A 14808-nucleotide genomic window follows, 5' to 3' on the forward strand; every position below is an offset into this window, starting at 1 on the left:
ATCATGGCCCCGATCCTCGATATCCAAAACCTGTACAAGAATTACGGCGCGACCGAGATTCTCAAGGACATCAACATCTCGATCGAACCGGGTGATTTCCTGGTGTTGGTCGGCCCGTCGGGTTGCGGCAAATCCACCCTGCTGAATTGTATCGCAGGTCTAGAGCCTATCACCGGTGGGACGTTGTCCATCGGCGGGAACGACATGACCCATGTCAGCCCCAAGGACCGTGACATCGCGATGGTTTTCCAGTCTTATGCCTTGTACCCGACCATGTCGGTCGCCAAGAACATCACCTTTGGTATGAAGGTGCGCGGGGTCGATCAGGCGACGCAGGACGCCAAGCTGAAAGAGGTTGCCCAACTGTTGCAGATTGAACCTCTGCTGAACCGCCGCCCCAGCCAGTTGTCAGGCGGTCAGCGTCAGCGGGTTGCGATGGGCCGGGCGCTGGTGCGTGACCCCAAGCTGTTCCTGTTCGACGAGCCGCTGTCGAACCTCGACGCCAAGCTGCGGGTCGAGATGCGGACCGAGATCAAGAAACTGCATCAAACACTGGATGCGTCCATCGTCTACGTCACCCACGATCAGATCGAGGCGATGACGCTGGCCACCAAGATCGTTGTTCTCAAAGGTGGGATCGTGCAGCAGATCGGCAGCCCGGCCGAGATATACAACAACCCGGCGAACCTGTTTGTGGCCGATTTCATGGGTTCCCCCGCGATGAACCTTATCCCGGCTCAGGCGCGCAAGAACGGGCCGGGTACCCAGATCGCCATCGCACGCGATAGTGGAGAGACTCTGGTGCTGAACGATGCCCGCGATCTGTCGCTGCCGCAGGATGTGATCCTTGGCCTGCGCCCCGAGGATATTGCCGAGGCCGGGTTCCGCGCAGGCGATGGCGTGCAAGAGGCCGAGTGCCTTGTCGATATGGTCGAACCGGCGGGGGCTGACACCTATGTGGTTTCGGAACTGGGAGGCAAGCAGGTCACCGCGCGCCTTCACGCGGAAACCAGCGCGCGGGCGGGCAAGATGTTGAATCTGGCCTTTGACATGAGCAAAGTTTCCTATTTCGCCAAGGAAACCGGTGAGCGCCTGAACTAAGGCAGCAGAACGAAAAAGCGCCGCGCGATCCGGGTCGCGCGGCGCTTTTTGCACCTATGGGCCAGTTTAGCTGAGCTTATTCTGGTTCATGTCCTTGATGAGTCGGTTCAGATCACCGCCACGCGCATCCAGCATGGCGCCGATCTCGGTCCGTTCGGTCAGCAGCATGTTCACCCCTTCGATGAACATATTGAAAAACCGATCACGCCCGGACTTGTCGGACACCAGAAAGGTCACCTCGAACGGGGACGAGCCCTGCAGCTTGACCGACGTACGAACCTCGTACCCGGCCTTGATCTTGCGGGCGTTCCGAACTGTAACCTGACCGCCGATGAATTCCCGGAAACGGCGGCCGTATTTGGTTGAGATATAGCCCTGAAACGCCCTGGTGAATTGTTTTAGCTGCGATGAACTGGCCGAACGGCCGTCAGCGCCCAGCACATAGCGCGCCATAATCGGAACGTCGGCATATTTAACGAAGATTTTCTCAAAATCGCGGATCATCGCTTTTTCGGACTTGCCCGAGGCGATCACGCGGTTGATTTCGTCCACGACGCTGACAACCAATGCCTTGGCGCTGGCTTCGGTCTGGGCGAAAGCGGGGAGGGCGGTCATCAGCGCACCGGCAAGGCCAGTGGCGACGAAACTGCGTCGGTTCAAGTGGTTACTCGGCATAGGGGTCCTCGTAGGGGTCTAGGTAGGGGTCCCTGACTGGGTCGGTCCCGGTTTCGGCATAGGGGTCATCATACAGACCCAAATAGGCGTCTTCATCGTCTCTTGCCAGTTCAAAGCGCCGGTTTTGCAGGTAGATGGTCTGTGCCTGCCTGTAGCTGTCGGCACTTTCATACAGGATCGAATCGACCGTATCCGAGAACCGGCCGCGATCGCCCATGCGGCGCACAACCTCGGCGTAGACGCCGATATTGTCGACCGGGCGAACAGGCGTAAAGTTGATGGGGTTCGAGAACAGATTGACGATCACGCCAATCGAATCCCGCTGGGTTGACGGGCCGTAGAACGGCAGCTCGACATAAGCGCCCTCACCCACGCCCCACACGTGCAGTGTCTCGCCAAAATCCGTGTCCACCGGCGGCAAGTTCAATTCGCTGGCGGGATCGGACAGGCCCGCGCCGCCGACCGTCGTATTGATCGCGAACCGCAGCAAGGCATTCCCGGACTGTTTGATATTGCCTTGCAGCAGGTAGTCCAATGCCTGCCCCGGCATCGTCAGGTTTTCGGCGAAATGGTTGAAGCTGGTGACCATCGGATCGGGCACAATCTTGACATAGCCCTTCGAGGCCGGACGGAACAAAAACCGGTCAACGCCAAGGTTGAACTTGTGGATGCCCCGATTGGCGTTTTCATAGGGATCGAATGTTTCCCCCGGAGGCGTTCCTTCGGGCGGGCGCGTGGCACATGCACCAAGAACTGTCATAACGGACAGGACGATCAGGGGCTTCAAGCGAATTCTGCTCAACACGGGTTTTGCCACTCCAACCTGCTCGGGGACGATGCGCCCGAACATTTAATCAATACTGCCTTTGGCCGTTTGAGGCGGCACAATTCGACGTCACTCAGATGTTTCACAAATACACAGAAACAGCCAGCGTTTAACCTGCGCTTAGGGTCAAGGTAAAGTGACCAGAATGGAAGCGTCCCGAATAAGAGAAGTTATGCTTAGTGCGCGGGCAGCAACAAAACTGCCGGTTTCGTGCTTTTCCAAATCCCTGAACCCGGTTAGCGTCCGACCGAGTCGAATTTAGGTGAGGATCATCACATGAGCATCGCAGCAAAACTGGAAAGCCTGGGCGTCACTTTGCCGGACGCGCCTGCTCCGGCCGCGAATTACGTCCCTTTCGTGCGCGTCGGGAACATTGTCTATGTCTCGGGCCAGATTTCCAAGGATGACGACCTGATCACCGGCAAGCTGGGCGATGATATGGGTGTCGAGGCCGGAGCCGCCGCCGCCAAGGTCTGCGCGATCAACCTGCTGGCACAGGTCAAGGCGGCCTGCGGCGGGGATATCGACAAGCTGGTGCGCGTGATCAAGCTGACCGGGTTCGTGAACTCGACCGCTGATTTCACTGCGCAGCCGCAGGTCATCAACGGCGCATCTGATTTTCTGGTCGAGGCGCTGGGCGAAGCGGGCCGTCATTCGCGCTCGGCCGTCAGTGCCGCGTCGCTGCCTCTGGGCGTGGCGGTTGAGATCGAAGGTATCTTCGAGATCGCATGACGCCTGCGTTACCAGCCGCTTTCCTGCGGGCTCCGATTGCGCATCGGGCCTTGCATGACATCTCGGACAACCGCCCGGAAAACAGCCGGGCGGCCATTCGTGCCGCGATCCGGGCCGGATACGGAATTGAGATCGACCTGCAACTGACCGCAGATGACCGGGCTGTGGTGTTCCACGACTATGACTTGGCGCGTTTGACCGGCCAGCCGGGTCCCATCCGGCAGGTTTCGTCGGCTGAGGCCTCGAAGCTGACATTGTTGTTTGGCGATGACGGTATTCCAACACTGGACGAGGTGTTGGACATCGTTGCGGGTCAGGTTCCCCTTTTGATCGAGCTCAAGGATCAGGATGGCGCGATGGGTCCTAATATCGGCCCGTTAGAGCACGACACTGTCCGCGCCTTGCTGGGCTATGAAGGCCCGGTGGCTCTGATGTCGTTCAACCCCAATTCGGTGGCGGAACTGGCGCGTCTGGCTCCGCATTTGCCGCGTGGGATCACAACTTGCGCCTATGAGCCGAAGGTCGAGCTGTTGCCGCAGGATGTGTGCGACCATCTGCGTGGCATCCCGGATTTCGACCGGGTCGGAGCCAGCTTTATCAGTCACGAAGCCGCTGACCTCATGCGTCCCCGCGTGGCCGAGCTGAAGGCGCAGGGCGTTCCGATCCTGTGCTGGACCGTCCGCACGCCCGAACAAGAGGCAGAGGCCCGCAAGGTTGCCGATAATGTGACCTTCGAGGGGTATTTGGCCGCCCATCCGGGTTGAACCCAACCCCGTCCGTCACAGATAAAGACCAGACGCGGAGGGCACATGGATCAGGCACAGATCGAGGTTCGGGTACTGAATTCACTCGCGCAGATACCTGCGGCTGAGTGGGACAGTTGCGCCTGCCCCGAAGCCTTGGACGGGGGGCGCCCGTTTGATCCTTTCACCACGCATCGGTTTCTGCTGGCGCTGGAGGAAAGCGGTTCAGTCGGGCGCGGCACCGGCTGGCAGCCACAATATCTGACTGCTTATCTGGATGGGATGCTGATCGGTGCGGCGCCGATGTATGCCAAGTCGCATTCTCAGGGCGAGTATATTTTCGACCACAACTGGGCGCATGCCTATGAAAACGCAGGCGGGCGCTATTACCCCAAGCTACAGATCGCGGTGCCCTTTACACCCGCCACGGGGCGGCGGTTCCTAGTGCGGCCGGGCTATGAAGGCGTCGGTATGTCCGCTTTGGTCCAGGGAGCGGTGCAACTGGCGGCGGACAATCAGGTCTCATCCATCCACGCGACCTTCTGCACCGAAGCAGAGGCCGCTGTGGGCGAAGAAATGGGCCTTATGGTTCGTCATTCCCAGCAGTTCCACTGGTTGAATGACGAATACGGTGACTTTGATGGGTTTCTTGCGGCGCTGTCGTCGCGCAAACGCAAGAATATCCGCAAGGAACGCGCACAGGCTTGCAGTTTTGGCGGTGAGATCCGCACCTATACCGGCGATGACCTGCGGCCTGAACATTGGGATGCGTTCTGGCGGTTTTATCAGGACACCGGCTCGCGCAAATGGGGAATGCCGTATCTGACGCGGCAATTCTTTGATATCGCCCATGAAACCATGACCGGTGACATGGCTTTGGTGCTGGCCGAGCGCGACGGATACCCGATTGCCGGAGCGCTGAACTTCATCGGGCGCGAGACTTTGTTTGGCCGCTATTGGGGGTGCGTCGAACACCATGCCTGCCTGCATTTTGAACTGTGCTATTATAGGGCGATCGACTTCGCCATCTCACAGGGCTTGGCGCGGGTCGAAGCCGGTGCACAGGGGGAACACAAGCTGGCACGCGGCTATCTGCCCACGCGCACGCATAGCCTGCATTGGGTGAACGACCCCGGCTTTGCCGATGCGATCAAGAAATATCTGGACGCCGAGGCAGCCGCAGTGGGAGAAGAGATCGAGATTCTAACGGATTACGGTCCGTTTAGAAAATCGAACCCGGAGGAACAGCAATGACCGAACTTTTGTCGACCGAGACCCGCGGCCCCCTTCTGGACCCGCTGTTCAAGAACGGCTGGACCATGGTCAAGGACCGGGATGCGATTACAAAAACCTTTATTTTCGAGGATTTCGTCCACGCGTTCGGCTGGATGACGCAGGTGGCGATTTTTGCTGAAAAGTGGAATCACCACCCTGAATGGTTCAATGTCTACCGCACGGTCGAGGTGACGCTTTCAACGCATGACGTCGGCGGGTTGTCGTCGCTTGACGCAAAACTTGCCCGCAAGATGGACAGCCTGGCCTAGCCGCGATCCCCGCGTGAGCCCATACCTCCGGCAAGGCTGGCGACTTCACCCAGACGCCTGAATTCGGCAGGGGTAATCGTGCCGTCGCTGACATCGATGTTGCCGGGTATTCCGGTTCTTCGGTTCCCGACCATGCGCACGGACCTTGCGGCCGGGTTGATGTCGAGGCAGCGCGACTCATAACACGTCAGACCGCTGGTGCTGATCTGGATTTGTTGTTGGCCGCCCGGACCTGTGACCACGGGTGCTTGTGGCACATCGCAGGCCGCAAGCACGCCAAGAACGCCCAGAGAAATCCATTTGTTCATTGCACGCTCCTGTTCGGTTCGACGGGTGCTAGTCCAACAGCCCGTTGCCGTCCTGATCCGCGGATATAAAATCATCATTCATCTGCGCGTCGTATTCTGCACGAGAGATAAGGTTGTCCCGATTGCGGTCAACGCTTTGGAACTGTTTTATGTCCAGAAACGGCTTGGCTTCATTCAGCCCGAGTGTTCCGTTCTTGTCCTCATCCATCGCCTGAAACGCATAGTCGGAAAAGGCGTTGAATTCGTCTTTGGACAGAAATCCGTCGTTGTTCGCGTCGATCGCGTTCAGTTGCTGTTCGTGCAGCTCGGCCGCTGTTTCGGCTGAAACTGCCCCGGCCACCAAAATGGCAACAAGCGCCACATATCCAAGTCTCATCGTTGTCCTCCTCAGCATGCGTAAAGCTGACCGCCCCGGCCGCCTGCAACGGCGCCTGCCGCAGTCAGGATGTCGCGGCCCGAACCGCCGCCGAACTGGTTGCCGATGGCTCCTCCGATCAGTGCACCGCCCAGCGTACCGCTGAGACAGGCGATCTCATGCTGTCGCGCCGCTTGCTGCTGTGGAGTGGGGGCAGGCCCGCAGGCAGCCAGAGCGCCTGCCGCGCCGAGGAAGATAGTAAATACCCTTAGTTTCATCACAGAACTCCCTGAACGAATAGGATCAGTATTCGCGCATCAGGGCGTTGCATCAAGTTAAATAGAATTCATGGCCCCGACCGGGGCCGGGGCCATGCTTGCTTAGATCGTCTCGAGCAGACCCTCGCCGGCAGAAATCTCACATGCGCCGGGGTTTTCTTCGAGGTTCAGGGCGGTAACCTTGCCATCCTCGACCAGCATCGCATAGCGCTTTGAACGCCCGAACAAGCCCACGGGCGGGGCGTCAAAGTCCATTCCGATGGCCTTGGTGAACTCCGATGCAGGATCGGACATCATCGACAATCCGGCGGCCGTCGCACCCGTCGACTCGCCCCATGCCCCCATGACGAACGGGTCGTTGACCGAGATACAGATGATTTCGTCAACGCCCTTGGCGTCAAATTGGGTCTTGGTTCGGATAAAGCTTGGCACATGCGCGGTTGTGCAGGTTCCAGTATACGCGCCGGGGACGGCAAAAATTACGACCTTGCGCCCTTTGGTCTTGTCGGAAACCCGCGCTTCTTCGGGGCCATCTGCACCCATCTGGATCAGCGTGGCGTCGGGCAGCATATCACCTGTTGAAATCATTTTTGTGCTCCTGTCGTTTGGATTTGCAGAGTCGGGCTTTGCCGCAATATAGGTGGACGCGTGGAGGAGACCACGGGAATTCGACAGGGTGAGGGGAAGATGAGCCATATTGTCGTAATCGGTGCCGGACAAGCGGGCGCTTCGCTTGTCGCAAAGCTGCGCAAAGACGGGTTCAAAGGTGACATCACCCTGATCGGGGCCGAACCGCATCTGCCCTATCAGCGCCCCCCATTGTCCAAGGCTTATCTGCTGGGCGAGATGGAGTTGGAACGCCTGTTTCTGCGCCCCGAGAGCTTTTATGCCGAGAACAACATCGCGCTTCGTTTGGGTCAGCGCGTGACCGGGATCGATCCTCAGGCCAAGACCGTTTCGTTGGGTGATGAGGTCATTTCTTATGACGAGCTGGCATTGACCACCGGGTCCGACCCACGCCGCTTGCCTGCCTCGATTGGCGGTGATCTGGCTGGTGTGCATGTGGTGCGCGATCTCGCCCATATCGACGAGATGGAGCCGCGCGTGACCAACGGTGCCCGCGCTTTGATCGTGGGCGGCGGTTATATTGGGCTTGAGGCCGCGGCGGTCTGTGCCAAGCGCGGGGTCAAGGTGACTCTGGTCGAGATGGCCGACCGCATCCTGCAACGTGTCGCCGCGCCAGAGACCAGCGATTATTTCCGCGCCCTGCACACGCAATACGGGGCGGATATCCGCGAGGGCGTCGGTCTGGATCGTCTGGTGGGCGAGGACGGCAAGGTCACAGGTGCGATCCTGACGGACGGGACCGAACTAGAGGTCGATTTTGTCGTCGTTGGCGTGGGTATCGCCCCCTCGACCGCTCTTGCGGAATTGGCCGGGCTGGAGCTGGACAATGGCATCAAGACCGATGCCCATGGCCGCACCTCGGACCCCTCGATCTGGGCGGCGGGCGATTGCGCGTCTTTCCCCCATGCCGGGGGGCGTATCCGGCTGGAAAGCGTGCCCAACGCGATTGATCAGGCCGAGGTCGTCGCTCAGAACATGTTGGGCGCGGCAAAGGACTATACCGCGACACCGTGGTTCTGGTCGGATCAGTATGACGTCAAACTACAAATCGCGGGGCTGAACACCGGCTATGATCGCGTTGTGACGCGGCAGGGTGAGGGCGCAACGGTGTCCTTCTGGTACTACAAAGGCGATCAGTTGATCGCTGTGGACGCGATGAACGACCCGCGCGCCTATATGGTCGGCAAACGCCTGATCGACGCAGGAAAAACCGCCGATCCAGCCGTGGTTGCCGACCCCGAAGCGGACCTCAAGCCGCTGCTCAAGGCGTGAGGATCATCGCCGGAGAATTCCGGGGCCGCGCATTGGCCTCGGTCGGCAAAGGGGACGCGGGCGCACATCTGCGGCCCACAACGGATCGTGTCCGCGAAAGCCTGTTCAACGTGCTGACCCATCAGATCGACTTTGACGGTCTGCGCGTGCTGGACCTGTTCGCGGGCACAGGTGCGCTGGGGCTGGAGGCGCTGTCGCGCGGCGCATCCCATGTGACCTTCGTGGATGACGGGCGCGTGGCGCAGGGGTTGATCCGCAAGAATATCGACCTGACCCGTAGCTCTGGCCAGACCCACCTGATCCGCCGCGACGCGACCCGGTTGGGCGAAAACCCAGAGGCGCCCTATGACTTGATTTTCCTGGACCCTCCTTACGGGAAATCCATGGGACAGAAGGCTCTGGCCGCTTTGTCCGGCGGATGGATATCCGAAGGCGCGCTGATCGTGTGGGAAGAAAACGCCCCGATGCAGCCGCCCGAGGGGTTTTCACTGCAGGACAGCCGCAAATATGGGGATACGCATATCACGTTGATGTGGAAGGGTGCCTCGGACGCATGAGGCCGGGCTTTCCTGCATGCCGCGTCCGGGTCTTTGGGGAAGTTGACCGAATGTGGTAGGCTGCCTTCATGGACCGCGCATTGACCCCTTCGATCTGGGCATCGTCACAGGTGGCCGCAGCCGATACCGGCCCCGAGCGCCCACCGATGCGCGCGCCTATCTTCATCCACGACGCGGTGACGCCGTGGGGGGCTGAAACACTGCTGTTGAAGCTCTTGCGGGATCAGGCCGCCGATCAGGACGAATAGGTCGGATGGTACTTGTTGCCCGGTGATAGGGTAAAGATGTCTACCCCATCTGCCGTAACGCCAACCGAATGTTCAAACTGTGCGGACAGGGACTTGTCCCGCGTCACTGCCGTCCAGTCGTCGGACAGGGTTTTGGTTTCAGGCCGCCCCAGATTCACCATCGGCTCGATCGTGAAGAACATGCCTTCTTCCAGAACCGCCCCGGTCCCCGGACGGCCATAGTGCAGGACGTTGGGCGGCGCGTGGAACACCCGACCCAGTCCATGGCCGCAGAAGTCGCGCACAACGCTCATACGATGTGCTTCGACATACGCCTGAATCGCGTGGCCAATATCGCCGAACGTGTTGCCCGGCTTGACCATCTCAATTCCCTTGAACAAGGCATCGTGTGTCACTTGGATCAGGCGTTCCGCCTTGCGGGGCAGTTTGCCCGCCACATACATGCGCGACGTGTCGCCGAACCAGCCGTCGACGATGACGGTGACGTCGATATTCAGGATATCGCCATCCTTCAGCCGCTTGTCGCCGGGAATGCCGTGGCAAACCACATGATTGACGCTGATGCAGCTTGCGTGCTGATAGCCTTTATAACCGATGGTTGCCGATGTCGCGCCTGCGTCCTCGACCATCTGGGTGATCATGCCATCTATCGCGCCGGTGGTTTGACCGGGAAAGACATGCTCTGCAATGTCATCCAGAATCCGCGCAGCCAACGCCCCTGCCGCGTGCATGCCGGCAAAGTCGCCCTGTTCATAGATGCGGATACCGTCCTTTGTCAGACGGCCACGATGTTCCTTCATCGGTGCGAGGCTCCAAATGTTTCGCGCGGCATTTCTTTTACGCTGCTTGTGCAGAAAGTACCAGAGGGCGATGGGTCGCGGGCTTTTTCAACCGTTCAAATGGTTCTGACAGGGCAAAGTTCAAGGCCAGACGCGGCCTGCTGTGTTCGCCTAAACTCGGAAACTGGGATAGACTAGCGACTTTTAACGGGTTGCGAACACTTGGGAGGGTGGTCATGTCAGGTAATTCGGCAGAATTTGTTGGTGATATTCCGGCCCATTACGATCAAGGGCTGGGTCCGAATATATTCGTGGATTATGCAGATAAGATTGCAGCGCTGTGCGGCGGGCTGGACGCACGGCAGGTACTTGAACTTGCTGCGGGGACAGGGATTGTCAGCCGTAAATTGCGGGATCAGTTGCACCCGCAGACGTCGCTGGTTGTTACCGATCTGAACGCTCCGATGCTGGAAATAGCCAAAGGCAAGTTTTCAGACCGGGATAATGTTGAGTTTTCGGTCGCCAACGCAATGGAGTTGCCATTCGACGACAATTCATTCGACCTGATGGTCTGTCAGTTCGGCGTGATGTTCTTTCCGGACAAAACCGAGTCTTACCGTGAGGCGGCGCGTGTCCTGCGACCCGGCGGCCGCTATGTCTTTAACGTCTGGAACTCTATGGCAGAGAACCCTTTCTCAGAGACGGCGCACAATGCGGCGGCGCGGTTCTTCCCCGATGATCCGCCGGGATTTTACAAGGTTCCGTTTCACTATGGCGACCCGGAAGCTGTCTACAAGGATCTGCGGGAAGCAGGATGGAAGGACGTCACTCATGAAACCATCAGGATCAACAAACCGATCGTTGATCCCGAGAGGTTTGCCACTGCTCTGGTTTACGGGAACCCGATGATCGACGAAATCAGGGCGCGCGGGGGTGTCGACCCGGACGAGGTTGTGACCGAAATGCTGTCGGCGCTTCGGTCGCAATTTGAGGCCAGCGATATGACGATGCCGCTTGCGTCCACCACCTTTGTATGCCGCGCGCCAAGTTGAACGCAGCAGAGCTTTGGGCCAGTCAGCTAGCCTTGTTCATAGTTAAATCGCTTCGTATCTACCCAAACGCCTTCGGATGAAATCCGGGTGCCGATGACAAGGCGCTCAACCCCTTGCGCCTGTGCAGTCTTGAAGGCGTCGGCATAAGCCGGGTCGATATCGGCGGCCAATGCAAACTGGTCGCAATCCGTGCGCTGCACGAGATACAGCATGATCGCCCGGTGGCCCTGTGCCGCCATCGCTGACAGTTCGCCCAGATGTTTGGTGCCGCGTGCGGTGACGCTGTCGGGGAACTCGGCCAGACCCGGCTGGCGCGACAGGGTCACGCTTTTGACCTCGACATAGGCATCCGGCAGGCCGGGTTGGGTCAACAGAAAGTCGATGCGGCTGTTTTCGCCGTATTTCACCTCCGGTCGGATGGTTTCATAGGCGGCCAGTTCAGGGATTTCACGCGCCAGCAGTGCCGCGCGCAGGGCTTTGTTGGGAACCGAGGTATCGACCCCTGTAAAGTGACCGTTTTCGTGATCCACAAGCCGCCAGCCGTATTTCAGCTTTTTCTTCGGATCATCATTGGGTTCCAGCCAGATTTTCTGCTCTGGTTCTGCCAGCCCCGTCATTGACCCCGGATTGGCGCAATGGGCTGTCACCTCGCGCCCGTCCTCCAGCGTGCAATCGGCCAGAAAGCGTTTGTAGCGGCGGATCAGGCGGGCGGGGACAAGAGGGGTTTCAAATCGCATGGCCAACGGCCTATACCTGCCCCAAGGGTCGATCAAGAGGGGGCACGCGCCATGGCCAATCCAACCGCTGCAATGCTTGTGATCGGGGATGAAATTCTCTCAGGGCGCACCCGAGACGCCAATATGCACTACCTTGCCGGAGAATTGACCAAGCTGGGCATCGACCTCAAGGAAGTTCGTATCGTCAGCGATGATGCCGCCGCGATCGAGTCTGCGGTCAAGGCGTTGTCAGCTGCACATGATCACGTCTTTACAAGCGGTGGCATCGGTCCGACTCATGATGACATCACGGCTGACTGCATCGCAGCAGCTTTCGGGGCGTCAATCGACGTGCGCGCGGATGCCCGCGCCTTGCTGGAGACGCATTACAAGAACTCGGGTCTGGAACTGAACCAAGCCCGCTTGCGCATGGCCCGTATCCCGGACGGGGCAGAGCTGATCGACAATCCGGTTTCGACCGCGCCGGGTTTTACACTTGAGAATGTGCATGTCATGGCCGGGGTGCCGACGGTTTTCCAGGCTATGGTTGCAAGCGTTCTGCACGGCCTGAGCGGAGGCAGACCGCTATTGTCTCAAACCCTGCGGGTAGACCGGGGCGAAGGGGATATCGCCGGAACATTATCCGTGTTGGCCGATGACTTCCCGGACCTTTCCATTGGCAGCTATCCGTTTCAGGTCAACGGTGTGTTCGGGTCAAACGTCGTCATTCGCGGAACCGACGGTGCGCAGGTTGACGCGGCCACAATCCGACTGGCGAAAGAGTTGGACCTGTGACCCCGAGCTGGGCGGATGTGGTCGATGGCACATGGCCTGCCGCGCGTTATGATCGGCTGGGTCCATTCCGGCTGCGGCAAGGATTGGGTGGGGGATCTCGCGTATCGGCCGCAAGCGCCCTGGGTGAAGCGAGCGAGACTGAGATCGACGCCGCCGAAGCCGCGATGCGGTCCATGGGGCAAAAGCGGATTTTCTGTATTTGGCCGGGCGACGAGGCGCTGGATCATCAGCTTGCCGACCGTGGATACGACATACTTGATCCGGTCAACATCTATTCCTGCCCGGTCGAGCATCTGACAGATATTCCAATCCCCCGCGTCACGGCCTTTGCCATCTGGGATCCGTTGGCAATCATGAACGAAATCTGGGCAAAGGGAGGTATCGGACCCGACCGTCTGGCCGTGATGGATCGCGCACCCGGGCCGAAAACCGGACTGCTGCTGCGACGCGCGGATCAGCCTGCGGGTACTGCCTTTGTCGCGGTGCATGGCTCGATTGCCATGGTGCACGCGTTAGAGATTTTGCCGTCGCACCGTCGTCACGGCTTGGGTCGGTGGGCGATGCGCGCTGCGGCGTTCTGGGCGCAGGAGCAAGGCGTTGAAACGCTTAGCGTGATCTGTACCAAGGCCAATGATGGGGCCAATGGTCTCTATCATGCGCTCGGGATGGAGATCGTCGGAGAATACCATTACCGTCAGCTTACCCAAGGAGAGAGCCCGACGTGACCGATCAAACACTACCTACAGCGCTGAACCTGCCGATGGCCGACCCGCTGCCGCCTGAAACCCAAAAGTACTTTGATATCTGCGTCGAAAAGCTGGGTTTCGTGCCCAATGTGCTGAAGGCGTATGCCTTCGATATCGACAAGCTGAACGGCTTTACAGGGATGTATAACGACCTGATGCTGGGCGACAGCGGTCTGTCCAAGCTGGAACGTGAAATGATCGCCGTTGTGGTCTCGGCCATCAACAAGTGCTTTTACTGTCTTGTGGCCCATGGCGCGGCGGTCCGGCAACTATCGGGCGATCCGAAATTGGGTGAGATGTTGGTGATGAACTACCGTGTCGCCCCTTTGGATGCGCGTCAGCGCGCGATGCTGGACTTTGCGGCTAAGATGACGACCGCCAGTACCGAGATCGAAGAACCTGATCGTCAGCGCTTGCGCGACGAGGGTTTTTCGGATCGTGATATCTGGGACATCGCCAATGTGACCGGCTTTTTCAACATGTCGAACCGGGTTGCCAGCGCCACGGCGATGGCCCCCAATGATGAGTATCACGCGCAGGCCCGATGATCCGAAACCTCACCCTCATACTGGCCCTATTTTGGGTCGGGCCGGTTGCCGCGCAAGACCTGACACTGCCCTCTGGTGCGCGGCAGGTCAGCGACCGGACCAGTGCCTTGGACAGCTATGACATGCCGACCGGGGTTTTTGCCGATGGCTCTGTGCCTGTCCGAACGGTCGAGGGCCGGGTCGAGCGTTTGACGTGGCGCTTGCAGGCGGGGTCCAGCACGACGCTGCAGTTGCTCGAGCCGCTGCGGGATCAGATTCAGGCGCAAGGGTTCGACGTGCTGTTTGAATGCGAGGCGCGCACCTGCGGCGGCTTTGACTTTCGTTTTGGAACCGAGGTCGTGCCAACGCCCGACATGTATGTGGCCATTCAGGATTATCGCTTTCTGTCCGCCACCCGCGGGGACGAGGCGCTGAGCCTTCTGGTCAGCCGCAACCCGCCAGATGGCTATGTGCAGATGATCCGCGTGACACCTGCGGATGCCGAAGCCCCTCCGCCGCTTGTCATCGAAGAGACGGTGGAACAGTCGCAGGGGCTGCTGGCTGATCTCGAACAGAACGGCCATGTCATTCTGGACGATCTGCATTTTCGCACCGGTGAGATCACTCTGGGAGACGGCCCGTTTGCGTCGCTTGCCCTGATCGCAGCATACCTGAAAGAAAACCCGGACGTGCGGATGGCGCTTGTGGGCAACACAGATGACACCGGCACGCTCGAGGCAAACATCTCGGTCAGCACGGGCAGGGCGCAGGCGGTTCGCGTCCGTTTGATTGAAAAATACGGTGTCGTGGCAGACCGGCTTGAGGCGCGCGGGATCGGTTATCTTGCCCCGTTGACCTCAAACGCCACGCCCGAGGGCAGGGACCTGAACCGCCGGGTCGAGGCGATTTTGCTGGTCAACTGATCCG

General features: G+C 59.4%; 21 protein-coding genes. 13 read left to right on the plus strand and 8 right to left on the minus strand.

The genetic code is table 11. From position 1 onward, the window contains the following. Positions 1-3: 3 nt before the first annotated feature. Positions 4-1101: a sn-glycerol-3-phosphate ABC transporter ATP-binding protein UgpC gene (locus tag ACR0LH_RS10960; RefSeq protein ID WP_170387758.1), complete on the plus strand. Its 1098-nt coding sequence runs from the start codon at positions 4-6 to the stop codon at positions 1099-1101. A gap of 66 nt (positions 1102-1167) precedes the next feature. Here ACR0LH_RS10960 and ACR0LH_RS10965 read toward each other — a convergent pair whose 3' ends face one another. Together ACR0LH_RS10965 and ACR0LH_RS10970 are read right to left on the minus strand one after the other, a co-directional pair. Continuing rightward, positions 1168-1776 (minus strand): Tgt2/MlaC family protein, encoded by a 609-nt coding sequence (locus tag ACR0LH_RS10965; protein ID WP_170696802.1) that lies wholly within the window; start codon positions 1774-1776, stop codon positions 1168-1170. Continuing rightward, entirely contained in the window at positions 1766-2536 is a 771-nt protein-coding gene (locus ACR0LH_RS10970) for an MlaA family lipoprotein (protein ID WP_170483713.1), read from the minus strand. Before ACR0LH_RS10970 ends, ACR0LH_RS10965 begins: the two co-directional genes overlap by 11 nt. A 342-nt stretch (positions 2537-2878) precedes the next feature. Here ACR0LH_RS10970 and ACR0LH_RS10975 point away from each other — a divergent pair, with 342 nt between their 5' ends. From ACR0LH_RS10975 to ACR0LH_RS10990, 4 genes are read left to right on the plus strand one after another with little or no spacing between them, the layout of a single operon-like run. Further along, positions 2879-3334: a RidA family protein gene (locus ACR0LH_RS10975; RefSeq protein ID WP_170483563.1), complete on the plus strand. Its 456-nt coding sequence runs from the start codon at positions 2879-2881 to the stop codon at positions 3332-3334. Next, entirely contained in the window at positions 3331-4098 is a 768-nt protein-coding gene (locus ACR0LH_RS10980) for a glycerophosphodiester phosphodiesterase family protein (protein WP_480720976.1), read from the plus strand. The genes ACR0LH_RS10975 and ACR0LH_RS10980 overlap by 4 nt, the downstream gene beginning before the upstream one ends. A 45-nt stretch (positions 4099-4143) precedes the next feature. Then, positions 4144-5331, plus strand: coding sequence for a GNAT family N-acetyltransferase (locus tag ACR0LH_RS10985; RefSeq protein ID WP_170804369.1), 1188 nt, complete (start codon positions 4144-4146; stop codon positions 5329-5331). Continuing rightward, on the plus strand, positions 5328-5621 hold the full coding sequence (locus ACR0LH_RS10990; RefSeq protein WP_170387748.1) for a 4a-hydroxytetrahydrobiopterin dehydratase: 294 nt from the start codon (positions 5328-5330) through the stop codon (positions 5619-5621). The genes ACR0LH_RS10985 and ACR0LH_RS10990 overlap by 4 nt, the downstream gene beginning before the upstream one ends. Here the strand turns inward: ACR0LH_RS10990 and ACR0LH_RS10995 are convergent. The 4 genes from ACR0LH_RS10995 to ACR0LH_RS11010 all read right to left on the minus strand — a co-directional run bounded on the left by ACR0LH_RS10995 (position 5618) and on the right by ACR0LH_RS11010 (position 7150). After that, on the minus strand, positions 5618-5929 hold the full coding sequence (locus ACR0LH_RS10995; RefSeq protein ID WP_170483571.1) for a hypothetical protein: 312 nt from the start codon (positions 5927-5929) through the stop codon (positions 5618-5620). The two genes, ACR0LH_RS10990 and ACR0LH_RS10995, sit on opposite strands and share 4 nt — an antisense overlap. Positions 5930-5957: 28 nt before the next feature. Then, positions 5958-6305 carry an EF-hand domain-containing protein gene (locus ACR0LH_RS11000; protein WP_480720978.1) on the minus strand — a complete coding sequence of 116 codons (348 nt, stop codon included), beginning with the start codon at positions 6303-6305 and terminating at the stop codon, positions 5958-5960. 11 nt (positions 6306-6316) lie between these two features. Then, the gene (locus tag ACR0LH_RS11005; protein WP_170387741.1) at positions 6317-6562 is read right to left on the minus strand and encodes a glycine zipper 2TM domain-containing protein; all 246 of its coding nucleotides are present in this window, start codon (positions 6560-6562) and stop codon (positions 6317-6319) included. A 102-nt stretch (positions 6563-6664) separates the two neighbouring features. Continuing rightward, positions 6665-7150, minus strand: a complete 486-nt coding sequence (locus tag ACR0LH_RS11010) for a peroxiredoxin family protein (RefSeq protein WP_170387739.1) — start codon at positions 7148-7150, stop codon at positions 6665-6667. A 99-nt stretch (positions 7151-7249) separates the two neighbouring features. Here ACR0LH_RS11010 and ACR0LH_RS11015 point away from each other — a divergent pair, with 99 nt between their 5' ends. The 3 genes from ACR0LH_RS11015 to ACR0LH_RS11025 all read left to right on the plus strand — a co-directional run bounded on the left by ACR0LH_RS11015 (position 7250) and on the right by ACR0LH_RS11025 (position 9266). Further along, positions 7250-8461: an NAD(P)/FAD-dependent oxidoreductase gene (locus tag ACR0LH_RS11015; RefSeq protein WP_480720979.1), complete on the plus strand. Its 1212-nt coding sequence runs from the start codon at positions 7250-7252 to the stop codon at positions 8459-8461. Further along, on the plus strand, positions 8458-9018 hold the full coding sequence (gene rsmD, locus ACR0LH_RS11020; RefSeq protein WP_480720981.1) for a 16S rRNA (guanine(966)-N(2))-methyltransferase RsmD: 561 nt from the start codon (positions 8458-8460) through the stop codon (positions 9016-9018). Before ACR0LH_RS11015 ends, rsmD begins: the two co-directional genes overlap by 4 nt. Positions 9019-9086: 68 nt before the next feature. Further along, the gene (locus tag ACR0LH_RS11025; RefSeq protein WP_170777365.1) at positions 9087-9266 is read left to right on the plus strand and encodes a hypothetical protein; all 180 of its coding nucleotides are present in this window, start codon (positions 9087-9089) and stop codon (positions 9264-9266) included. Here ACR0LH_RS11025 and map read toward each other — a convergent pair. Beyond that, positions 9254-10066 carry a type I methionyl aminopeptidase gene (map, locus tag ACR0LH_RS11030; protein ID WP_170387731.1) on the minus strand — a complete coding sequence of 271 codons (813 nt, stop codon included), beginning with the start codon at positions 10064-10066 and terminating at the stop codon, positions 9254-9256. The two genes, ACR0LH_RS11025 and map, sit on opposite strands and share 13 nt — an antisense overlap. Positions 10067-10281: 215 nt before the next feature. On the opposite strand from map, the gene ACR0LH_RS11035 reads away from it, so the two are divergent. Further along, entirely contained in the window at positions 10282-11097 is an 816-nt protein-coding gene (locus tag ACR0LH_RS11035) for a class I SAM-dependent methyltransferase (protein WP_480720982.1), read from the plus strand. A 26-nt stretch (positions 11098-11123) separates the two neighbouring features. Here ACR0LH_RS11035 and sfsA read toward each other — a convergent pair whose 3' ends face one another. Further along, the gene (sfsA, locus tag ACR0LH_RS11040; protein WP_480720983.1) at positions 11124-11834 is read right to left on the minus strand and encodes a DNA/RNA nuclease SfsA; all 711 of its coding nucleotides are present in this window, start codon (positions 11832-11834) and stop codon (positions 11124-11126) included. A gap of 51 nt (positions 11835-11885) precedes the next feature. On the opposite strand from sfsA, the gene ACR0LH_RS11045 reads away from it, so the two are divergent. From ACR0LH_RS11045 to ACR0LH_RS11060, 4 genes are read left to right on the plus strand one after another with little or no spacing between them, the layout of a single operon-like run. Next, positions 11886-12608: a molybdopterin-binding protein gene (locus ACR0LH_RS11045; protein WP_170696780.1), complete on the plus strand. Its 723-nt coding sequence runs from the start codon at positions 11886-11888 to the stop codon at positions 12606-12608. Then, the gene (locus tag ACR0LH_RS11050; RefSeq protein WP_170804363.1) at positions 12605-13333 is read left to right on the plus strand and encodes a GNAT family N-acetyltransferase; all 729 of its coding nucleotides are present in this window, start codon (positions 12605-12607) and stop codon (positions 13331-13333) included. Before ACR0LH_RS11045 ends, ACR0LH_RS11050 begins: the two co-directional genes overlap by 4 nt. Then, on the plus strand, positions 13330-13902 hold the full coding sequence (locus ACR0LH_RS11055; protein ID WP_170412156.1) for a peroxidase-related enzyme: 573 nt from the start codon (positions 13330-13332) through the stop codon (positions 13900-13902). Before ACR0LH_RS11050 ends, ACR0LH_RS11055 begins: the two co-directional genes overlap by 4 nt. After that, positions 13899-14804 (plus strand): OmpA family protein, encoded by a 906-nt coding sequence (locus tag ACR0LH_RS11060; RefSeq protein ID WP_480720984.1) that lies wholly within the window; start codon positions 13899-13901, stop codon positions 14802-14804. Before ACR0LH_RS11055 ends, ACR0LH_RS11060 begins: the two co-directional genes overlap by 4 nt. The last annotated feature ends 4 nt before the right edge of the window (positions 14805-14808 follow it).

Source organism: Ruegeria sp. CL6 (assembly GCF_056536465.1).